3 protein-coding genes are annotated in these 11,168 nt (G+C 68.9%); all 3 read right to left on the bottom strand.

Going from position 1 to position 11,168, the window contains the following annotated elements; all coding sequences use genetic code 11:
- On the bottom strand, nt 1–317 hold a 317-nt coding region (locus LZ198_RS42045; protein WP_323383480.1), incomplete at its 3' end, for a SpvB/TcaC N-terminal domain-containing protein.
- 220 nt (nt 318–537) lie between these two features.
- Entirely contained in the window at nt 538–5,838 is a 5,301-nt protein-coding gene (locus LZ198_RS42040) for a hypothetical protein (RefSeq protein ID WP_253977813.1), read from the bottom strand.
- A 189-nt stretch (nt 5,839–6,027) separates the two neighbouring features.
- Nucleotides 6,028–11,168, bottom strand: a 5,141-nt coding sequence (locus LZ198_RS43135; RefSeq protein ID WP_256560388.1) for an FG-GAP-like repeat-containing protein, incomplete at its 5' end; no start/stop codon positions are given.

The following is an 11,168-nucleotide window of genomic DNA, read 5'->3' as shown; positions in this document are numbered from 1 at the left end:
TTCACCTGCTGCCCTCTCCCCTCCAGCCTCCACGTGCCGTCTCCCACCGGCACCAGCCGCCCTCCTCCCGCGATTCCCACCAACTCCAACTCATCCGTCGCCGCGTATCCCGGCACGCCCTGCCTCAGCGAGCGCCTCACCGACATCACCGGCAGCGTCCACCCCACTCCCACAGGGCCGTTCCCCAGCTCTCCCGAGTACGACAGCCCCAGCCCGGGCGCGAACCCCGCGTGCCCTCCCGGCAGCTCGAATGGCACCGTGTACTGCACCTGTGCGCTGAACCCATCCACCGTCACCGCGTCCCCGAGTCCTCTCACCGACCCGGGTCCGTCCGGCAACCTCAGCGTCTGCGCGCTCAGTGCGCTCGGCACTGGCTCCGACGCAGCCCATGCGGGCGCAACTCCCCCCAACAGCAAAGCCGCAATGACTCGCTTCATCGAGACATCCTCATTGTTGTCTGGACATGAAAAGGAGGCGCTCGTCGACATCGACAAGCGCCTCCCACCACTGTGACTGCCTACAGGAACGACGCGTCCGCTACCGCGCGCAGCTCATCGGCTCGGTCTGGATGGAGCCGCACTCCTCCGACGGAGACGTCTCCTCCAGCGAGCCCACTTCCTTCCGGCGCAGGCCCGGCTCCGGCGCGTTGGACACGGACTCCACCTCGAAGGCGAGCATCACGTCCTCCACCGAAGACGCATCGAAGCCGCTCCCCAACAGTCCCACCTGGGGCAGCAGCAGCATGTACTCACCGAAGAAGCCGCGCCCCGCGAGCTCGTCCGTGCAGCCGTTCTGTGACGTACATGCCAGCCCGTACCACACGCCCGAATCCGCGTTGATGCGCGACTGGATGCTGGCCGACGACCACGCGCTCGTCGACGCGGCGTCCGCCAGCGGCGGCTGGCCGGACAGCTCCACCGAGGGGCTGTGCACGCGCACCTGGAAGTCCGTCCCATCTCCCAGACCCAGGCTGCTGCACCAGCGGCTCTGGAAGGTGTTCCGCTTGTACAGGAGCACCTGCGCGCCCTGCTCCTGCGGCCAGGTCCCCGAGCCATCCGTCACCATGTTGGCGCGCACCGACCACAGGCGCTCCGCACACCGGTTCGCCAGCCCGTTGGGGACAGGCATGTTGAACGTGATGCCCTGCCCCAGATAGTGCCCCGTCCGGTCGAACACCGACTGCTGTGGCGACGAGATGCGCCTCGCGAACCGCTGCCCGGGCGAGTAGTCACGCTCTCCCGAGGGAGCCCCCGTCATCGCCGACAGCTTCAGGACGTCGTCCCGCAGGCTCAGGAACACCGTGTCCTCGCCCGGGAACCGGTTGCCCACCTTCGCCGCGAACTTCAGCGCCACCAGGTTGGTGTACACGGACCTCAGTTGAGAGGGACGCGTGGCGCTCAGGATGGTCTGCCGCTCGCTCAGGCTGCGCTGCATCTCGTACTCCAGCGACAGCGCCAGCAGGTACGTCAGCCGTCGGGCCCACTCGAACGAGGCGTTCGCATCCTCGATGCGCTCGTCCAGCCAGTAGTGGTGCGCCAGCGACTCCACCGTGCGCCCCTGCTCCCGCTGCACTGCCGCCAGCCCCTCGGCCGTCAACTGCGTCACGCGCGTCTGCATGTTCCGCAGGTCCAACATCGCCAGCTCCACGTCCGTCGACGCACGGGCGACCTGTAGCGCCGCCGTCTTCACGCCCTGCATGCTCAGGTTCGCGTCCGACAGGCAGTTCTTCACCCGGATATCCAGGTCCAGCAGGTTCATCTGCTGCTGGAAGTGCAGCTCGGTGACGTAGATCTCCTGCTGGAGCCGGATGGACTCGTCCGCGGCATGGGCACCGAAGAGGCCGAGTCCGAACCCGATGACCCCTCCGATGATGCCACCCACGTAACCACCGAACGAGCTGCCAATCATGGCGCCCTGTTCGGCGGTGCCGAGCGCCCGGTTGAAGCTGTTGAGCCCCTGGTTGAGACGGTCCGCCGTCTCCTTCGCCCCCGTCAACTCCAGCATCGCCGCGTCATGCGCGTTGCGCACCGCCGCCTTCTGCGCCTCGTTGTAGACGAGGTCGATGCACTTGTTGGTGGCGATGTTGTAGCGCTCCTGCGCGTCGGCCCAAGCGGAGCGTGCCACCTGCATGCTCTGCGCAGCGGCGGTGATCTGCAGCCGCGCCATGCCCAGCTCACCTCGGTAGCAGGTGTTGCTCAGACCCTTGCCCAGGTCGATGGGCGAGGGCAGCTCCCGCATCCCACCGGACACCAGGGCACACATCTGCTGCGCGGTCGCCAGGCGCTGCGTCGACACACGGTCCAGCGAAAACGGCGGCTGGTACAGGTACCGCGTCTCGAACTGCTTTCCGCTCGCGGAGATGATGCCGTTGGAGACGGTCGCCGTGGAGTAGTTGTCGAGCACGTTGGAGAACGGCGCGGTCAGGGTGATGTCCCCCGTCGACCGGAGGTCCGCCCAGACGCACATCGAGAACCGGGCCTGCTCCGTGGTCACCGCCGAGTACATCTCCGTCGGGCTGACGTTGCACTCGGGCGTCTGCTTCGCCATGTAGCAGGTCTCCGGCTTGAGGGCGTTGGGCTGCGCCGGGTCGAACAGCGCCAGCGCGTCCTTCGAGTCCACCGTCAGCCCGCACATCTCCACCAGCGGGCGGCCATACTCCGCCTGCAGCCGCTCCACCCGCCGCTGCGCGTCCTGCACGGTCATCTGTTGCTGGATGTTGCTGGTGCGCTGCTGCTCCCACGCGGTGCGCGCCGCGGTCACGTCCGCCTCCGCGCTCGCCAGCGCGAGGTCCGAGTACGACTTGACGTAGTCCGAGCTCGCGAAGAACCGCTCGGACGCGCCGGACACGCTGCGGAACAGCAGCGGGGCCTCGTTCTCCGGGATGTTCATCGCCTCGCACGACGTCATCGCCTGGAGCGTGCGCTGCACACGACCCCGCGCCGCCTCCAGCCGCGCGCGCGCCTGCTTGTAGCGCGCCTCCACGCCCCCCGCCATCTGGGGATTCCCCACGCAGTCCATGGAGGCCATGAGGCGCATCTGACGACTCGCCGAGGCCTCGAGCGTGAGCGCCTGACGCATGACCCGTCCGTAGCGATCCAGGGCGAGGGCGCGCACCGACCCGGCCGCCGTGTCCTGGCAGGTGGAGGTGCGGGCCACCCGCGCCAGCTCCGCGTCGAGCAGGTCCAGGTTCGCGGTGACGCCCTCCAGCACCGCCGTGGGGAGCCCGATTCCCTGTTCGTGGTGCGGGAGGTTGCCGGGCATGGGCAGCCGCTCGGCGGCCACGTTCAGCCAGGCGGAGTACGGCTTCGCCGCGGCGGCGCGCAGCTCCGCGTCGCTCATCGCGTAGTCGAACAACACGATGCCCGTCGTGGACTCCGCGGTGTCTCCCACCGGCAGCGGCTCGTCCTCGATGAAGGGGACGTAGTAGTCAGGCAGGTCGATGTTGTCCGCGGGAGGCGCGATGGGCCCCGCCGGCACGTTGGCGTCGAAGAACGAGTACTGCCCTCCCCTGCGCCGGGCCACGACCGGGACGTTCATCGGACGGGACTGCATCCAGTCCAGGTCGTAGCTGGCGAAGTGCCGCGTCCCACCGACGGCGTGCTCCACGACCAGCGCCTCGTCGGGCATGGTCATGTACTCGGCCGCGTACTTGTAGACGTAGAACTTGTTCCCGGAGTCGCCGTTCACGCCCTCGCCGAAGGCGAGGATGGGATAGAAGCCGATGCCGCAGCGGCTGGGCTGGGGCGGGCAGAGGGCGGGATTCATCCCGCACTGCTCCGCGACGTGCGTGCTGCACGCGTACTGCTTCGAGGGGTCCGGGTACCACAGGAACGTCAGGTCCCCACCCTCCGCGGCGATGTCCCAGTAGAAGTTGCGCGACTGGACGTACTCGGTGTTGTCGTACGTCCACACGCCCACCGGCGTGGACGGCAGCCGGTAGTCGGGGTTCTTGAACTCACAGAAGCCGTCCGGGCCGCCGTCCAGGGCGGACACCCCCATCTCCGGGGTGAGGTACAGCTCCCAGGCGCGCTCGAACTGGTCCAGGGAGTTGCTCATCGTCGGAAGTTGGACCTGCGGCGCATCGCCGATGTAGTCGTAGGACTTGCCGTGCAGCACCGTCTGGCGCGCCACGAAGGCGTGCGCTCCAATCCACTGCTGGAGCAGGTACCACCGCAGCCGGTCCCGCGACGTCTGCCGCTTGGTGCCCAGCAGCGACAACGCGTCGAACGTCCGGGGCACGCTGAAGCACTGCCCCGGGTTCTGCAGTCGCTGGGTGAAGAACGTATTGAGCGTGGACGAGTACGAGCCCGAGGGCATCTGCTGCAGGTCGCTCACGCACGCCTGCAGCATCTGCCGGCTCTCCAGCACGGGAGACGACGGCAGCACCGCCGCCAGGTCCCGCTGCGTGTTCAGCCGCGCGAAGTACGTGGGCTGCCCCGTGGAGCAGGCGAGCTCGCCCGAGTACGTCAGCACCGTCGAGGTGAACGAAGACTGCGGAGGCTGCCCGGCGCCCGTGTCACACAGCACGCCCTGCGCCACCCGCTCGGGAGAGAGCGAATAGGCCGACGGAGCCGCCGCCAGTTGCGACGCGCCCGAGTCCTTCCACGCCTTGAACTGCTCGTGCACCACCGTGTTCCGCGGATAGTAGCCGTTGCTCAGCGTGGTCCACGCCGTGCCCGGGACGCAGGCCTGCAGGCCCTGCTCGCACACGTACCCGGTCGCGCAGGGCGCCGAGGCGCTGCACGCGACGGCGGTGTCCCGCGACTTGGAGAGCGCGTACTCCGCGTTGAGGAAGTTGGTGCCATACGACGTGAAGGTGATGTCGAAGCGCCCCGACAGGCTGCGCGCCCCCGACGGCAGGCCCGAGAACGTCTTGCCGCTCAACACCGCCGTGAGCGCGTCCACCGTCGTCCGGTCTCCGGAGGCCGTGGTGGAGGGCAGCCAGGCGAACTCCACGTAGGGCTGCACCCGCTCCACGCGCAGCTTGCCCGAGGGGGACAGGACGCGGGACGCGTCATGGAGCAGCAGGTAGTCGTTGTTCACCCACGCCTGCACGGGGATGGTCAGGCGCGTCTCCGGCGACCCCTCCGTCGACGTCGAGGACACGGTGTTCAGCACACGCAGGGTGACCGAACCCTCGAACCGGACGGTCCCGGAGGTGGCGGCCGGCGTCGTCATACGGGCCGCGGAGACCTGCGCGCGGCGCGGCGTCAGCCCTTCACCGTCGAACTGGAGGTTCCAGGTCGTGCGCGTGCTGCCGGAGGTGGGGCGTCCCCAGACTCGCTTCGTCGCCTGGAAGCGCGTCCCCTTGGCCGTGAAGGTCCACCCCGTGAGGGTGCACTCGCTGGCGAAGGGCCCGGAGACCGAGGCGCAGGACACCTCCACCTCGGGACCGCCCGACACGCGGACCTGGCGCATCGCGGCCGCGGTCCCCTGCGCCGCCGTGTCCACCGTCAGCGAGACGTCCGCGGACTGCTCCTTCCACACCGTCGCCGGGGCCGTGGGAGGGGTGAAGGTCAGATAGGCGGGCTCCACGCCGAGGTTCGGCCGCGACACCTCCGAAGGCGCCTCCGAGCCAGGCACCGCGCAGCGGCCGTCGCAGCCACACGTCGTCCCCGCCACGGAGCAGGCGTTGGCGCCCGTGCCGTTCTCGAGGCACTGCCAGTCACACTTGAGCGTGCTCTGGTTGCAGAAGGAGCCCCAGGGGCAGTCCTCGTCGAAGCTGCACGCCCGCGCGCCGTTCGTCGTCTTCAGCGAGAGCAGCGTCGCTTCGACGCGGGTGCACACCTCATCGAGCGGCTGGCGGGCGGAGGCCTCTCCCGTGGGAGGAGCCTCCACCCCTGGCTCGGTGGGACCACATGAGACCAGCAACAACAGTCCCAGGACACTTCCAGTCAAACTCAGGAGTTTCTTCATGTTGGCAATGGCTGCCGCTTCCCCATGAGCGGCCCCTCCAGTGCCATACCCCCCGAGCTGCATTTCCTGGCTATTTCCCGACAATTCCTGTCGCGTCACGCGCGCGACGATTCACTTGCCCAGCCAGGACTCCACGGGCAGCGTCTCCATGGGGGTCGTGGTCTCGTTCTTGGCCGAGGGTCCCCCTCGCTTGTAGGCCGCGGTCCCCGCCTCCTTGTCGTTGGCGGGGATGGACGAGTAGTTGGGAGCGCGGTCCGGCGCGGTGGCGCCCAGGTTGTTGAGGAACAGCTCCACCTGCTCCGCCAGGGACTTGTCGGACGTGGGGTCGAAGTAGCTGGCGCCGAACTGGGCCCCGTACAGGTCGCTGGGGAGGTCCTCGTAGGAGTAGTACGAGCCCATTCCCTGGACGCCCTTCCAACCGTCCGCGATCTCCTGCCAGCGCCCCGTTTCGACCGTGCGGACGATGGCCCGCTCGGTCAGCGCCGGATGGCCTCCCATCCGCTGGAGATACTCGTAGGCGTGCCCCGCGTAGTACATGAAATGGTTCATGTCGACCCACCCGCCTCGCGCCGTGTAGACATAGCGATTGGCCATGTTCTGCAGGAAGCGCGTGTTGGCGGGCGCGGGACCGCTCATGTTGTAGTTCACCTCGGACAGGTTGACGAGCCGGTCCGCCGCGGCCTTGCCGACCTCGTGTCCCCGGGCCGTCTCGAACTCCTTCCTGAATCCCTCCGCCGTGCCCGCCTTGTCGAGGACCGGCTCGCGCCCATCCGGGTCCCAATACAGCGCGGGGTTCTGGCGGACGTACTGATACGGATGCAGGTCCCAGGGCTGGTCGAGGAACTTCGCGTCCGGCCCCTTCATGGGCGGGTCCGGCGTCAGCCACGAGGCCAGCGACGGCGCCATCCACCGCGCCCCGTGGTCGCTCCAGCCCGTGTGTGGGTCCGTCAGCTTGTTCAGCGCGTTGAGCGGCTCCTCCTCGTGGCTCACGGGCTCCACGGCGGTACCGCCCCCCACGAACTCGCGGTACGCGTCGATGGGCGCGCCGAAGGGCTCGTAGCGCCGCTCCTCCTGCACGCTGCCGTCCTCCTGGGTCAGCAGCGTGAGGCCCGCGCTCACGCCACTCTGGAAGTAGACGGTGCCCACCGCCACCCAGATGGGGGCTCGGCCCACCCCGAGGTCGGGAGCACGGAGGCCCGACTCGCACCCCACGCCCAGCATCGCCACCAGCACCACGCCCGCCGTCAGACGCTGCCCACGCGACCGGTGTGTCCGTCCGAGCACGAACGTGCCCAGCAGCAGCGCGCCCAACCCGTGGGAGATGAACGTTCCCCACGCCGCGCCACGGAGACCTCCGTGTCCGGACGCGCCGGCCTGGACGCCCGCGGCGGCCGAGACGGTGGACGTGACGCGCGCCACCGTGCGGTCCCCCACGGTGAGATAGCGCTCCCGCGCCCCCGTGGGGCGCTGCGTGACCTGGGGAGAGAACCAGTACTGCAGCTCCCCCGAGGACGACTCCGTCCTCACCCGCTGCCCGGTGTACCCATAGGCGTGCTTCACGAAGCCCGGTGACGACCCGGGCGAGGCGGGCAAGGCCACGTGCACCAACTGGTCGAGCCCGTTGTACGTCATCAGCCGGTCGCCCTGGCGCACCTGCCGACCCGCGGCGTCGTAGTCCACCAGCGTGTCGCCGGACGGCGTGGCGACGCGCGTGAGCTGCCGGGGCCCGAAGCCGCGCTCGCCGAAGTGGAACGTCCCGGCGAGGAGGTCCAGCGACGTCGGCCCCGTCACCTGCCGGCCGACCATGTTCTGGAGTCCGTCGTACTGGTAGCCGAACACATACGAGCCAGGCCCCTGGCCGAGGGAGCCACCTGGCGTCGTCACCGCGCCCAGGATGGCGTCCGTCAGACGTGCGGCGCCGTCGTAGCCGAACACCGCCGAGTGGTTGAGTCCCCGCCCGTCCGTATCGGTCACCGTCACCGGCGCGCCGTAGGCGTTGCGGGTCAGCGTCACGTCATAGAGGGCGAGGCCCAGCGCGTTCACCGTCCGGATGCGGGAGGGGAGGCCCAGGTCGTCTCGTTCGTGGAGCTGGCGCACGCCGTTGCCGTACTGCTCCTCCAGCACGCGCCCCGCCGCGTCGAGTTGGAGCGCGGCCCAGTAGCCGCCGATGCCCAGGGCCCGCCCCGCGGCATCGTAGGTCCGGGCGATGGCCTGACCATCCACGGAAGACGACAGCAGCAAGCCCGAGGTGCTGTACGTCGCGGTCTCCACGGAGTCCACGCCGTCGACCACGCGCCGCTGCCACGCCACCCGGCCGAAGGTGTCGTACGTCATGTGCATCGACCCGAGCGGCTCCTCCACCCATGCCAGGCGCGCCATGACGTTGCCCAGGGTCGTGCCGTCCTGGTTCTCGTCGTAGTGGTAGACGAAGGCCGAGCCGTCCTCGCCCTCCGTCCGCGTCAGGCGACCCGCGTCGTCATAGAAGTACCGGCGTGTCTGGTTCGCGCCGTTGGTGTGATGGGTCGGGCGGTCCTGGTCGTCGTAGCGCAGCGTACGCGGCCCCACGTCCGGGTCCTGCGCCGCCACCATGCGTCCCAGGGAGTCGTAGGTGAAGACGTGGCTGACGAGCCCGCCCTGCAGTTGGATGGAGCGCAGGCGCCCCATCGCGTCGTGGACGGCGTCCACGGACTCGAGCACGGTCCCCACCTGTCGCTCGGTGTGGAGGATGCGCTCGAGGCCATCGAACCGGGTCGTCACGGGTGCCAGCTCGGAGTCGGTCCGGGTCGTCTCGAAGGCCTTGTAGGCCAGCGTCCTCACGCCGGCATTGGGCAACTGGTGACTCACCAATCGCCCGAGCGCGTCGTGGGCCAGCACCTGTCCCGGAGTCTCCGCCGGCAGCACCGTGGGCAGGGCACCGTCCGCGTAGAAGGCATTGCCCACGAAGGCGACCTGTCCCCTCGCGTCCCGCTCCGTCCAGTCGGACACCACCCAGCGCTGCGTCGTCAGGCGCGTCGCGGAGTACAGCGCCTCGCCGGCGCCGTTCGCCACGGTGACGCTCTCCCGCCATGGGCCTCCCGCGACCCAGCCGCCCGTCCAGCTTCCAGGCAGCGACGCCGAGGCGCCGTCATGGAGATACGTGAAGGTCTTCGGCCGCGGCGCGGTCCAGTCATAGGCATACCGGACATGTGGCGGCGCTCCCGCCAGCGCCCTCGACGTCAGTCGTCCGAGGCTGTCGTAGTTCAACTCCGTGGTCGAGCCGTCCGGTGACGTCACGCTGGCGGGTTGGCCCAGCACGTCGTCCCACACGCTCGTCCACGTCAGCGTGTGGCCTGCCGAGGGCGTCACGCTCTCCGACACCGGCCGCAGGTGGTTGGCGTCGTATCCCAGCGTCCGCCACACGCCCTTGGAATAGGCCCGCGTGGGATTGTCCCAGGCATCGAACTCCTTCGCCTCCTGGAGTACCCAGCGAGACGACGTGTCCTCGACGAGGAGACCGAACCGCTGACGAACCAGACGCCCCGCGCGGCAGTTGACCGGGTCGGTCCACGAGAACACCTGCGTCGCGTCTCCGTAGAACGTCCGACCGTGCGACAGGAGCGTCCCATTCGACTCCAGGACCTTCTCCTCGCACACCACGTCGTGTACCCACAGCGCCGCGTCGCTCGCGTAGCTGCGCTGCACCCGCTTCTCGTCTCCCGTCACGTCCAAGCGCCCCGAGTGCACTTCTTCCACCGGACGCACCTGCGAGTCATACGTGTACGTCACCAGCGTCTCCACCGGCGTCGTCACCCCTTCGTGGTTCCATGACTGGGTCGCGGTGTTCGCATCACGCCGGAGGAGTGGAACATCTGGCAGCCCCGCGACGGGCCGCGCCTCGTGCGTCGACGTCACCCGCGTGTACAGCGTCCCCGTCCCGTCCTCCGTCTTCACCTCCACCGGCACCCCGCGCAGCACGCGCTCCGCCCCCAACCCCGCGTGGTACCTCGTCGTCTCCACCAGCGTGTCCCCCGCCGTCGCCCCCACCACCTTCCTCACGCTCGTCAGGAAGCCTCCGAACCGCCGCTCCTCCCCGTCCCAGAAGCCGTCCCTCACCCCGTACTCCACCACACGCGCCGGCTCCCCCACCCCAGGCTGCGTCGTCAGGCTGATGGGCACCGGCACCGATATCGGCAGCTTGCTCGTCCACGTCTGCCCAGCCACCTCCGCCGCCACCGACAGCACCGCCGACGCCGAGTAGCTCAGCGCCAGGCTCTTCCCCAGCCCGTTCTCCACACCCACCAACATCCCCGCCGTCGTCGCTCCCGCCATGTCCAACACCCACAGGCCCTCTTGCGACGACCACACCACGTCCTCGCTCCCGTTCCCGTTGATGTCCGCGATTGCCACCACCGAGTCGTAGCTCGCGCTCCCGGGCCTCGGCACGTAGCGGGGCGTCGTCACCACCCCTCCCTCCGCCTTCCCCGCGTACCAGTACACGTGGCTCGACGACAGCCTCACCACGTCCATCAACCCGTCACGGTTCAAGTCACACAACCGGATGTCCGCCAGCGGGAACGCCAGCGTCCCCCACGGGTGGTTGTACGTCCCCGTCAGCACGAAGTGGCCGTCCCCCTTCCCCAGGTACACCCTCATCAGGGAGTCGGTGAGCTGCACCACGTCCGCCAGCCCGTCTCCATTCACATCGTGGAAGCGTGAGTTCGCCCCGGGCACCAGCGTCGACGTCCCCCCGCCGATGTATGGCCTCGTCACCCACGCGCCCAGCCCGCTCGCGCCGTTGAGCTTCACGCGGATGCCGTTCGTCACTGCCTGCACCACGTCCGTGCGCCCATCCCCGTTCAGGTCCGCGTAGAAGTAGCTCGCGTCGAAGAGAGACACCGATTCACTCCCGGGCCAGGTGCTGCCCATGTCGACCCAGGTGTTCCCACTCAGGCGAGAGGGACGCCACGCATTGCTCGCGATCCGCACCAACTCCGGCCGCGAGTCTCCGTCCACATCCATCATCTTGACGCTCGACAAGGCCAGGGATGGCCCGGACATCAAGACAGGCGGATCGAACGACGTTCCCTTCCCCTTCTTGTACTGGTGATTGCCCGACTCGGTGCGCACCAGGTCACTCATCCCGTCGCCATCGATGTCGATGAGGTTCACCCCTCGCGTGTTCAGCACCCACCCGTCCACGCCTGTCTGCTGCACCACCTGCTCCGTCAACGCCTGCGCGTAGCTGAAGCTCAGCTCCGGCAGCGCTCCCACTC

The sequence above is a fragment of the Myxococcus dinghuensis genome (genome assembly GCF_024198235.1).
GTDB classification, from domain to species: domain Bacteria; phylum Myxococcota; class Myxococcia; order Myxococcales; family Myxococcaceae; genus Myxococcus; species Myxococcus dinghuensis.
The sequence above is the reverse complement of the archived record's forward strand: the minus strand, read 5'-3'. Positions and strand labels throughout refer to the sequence as shown.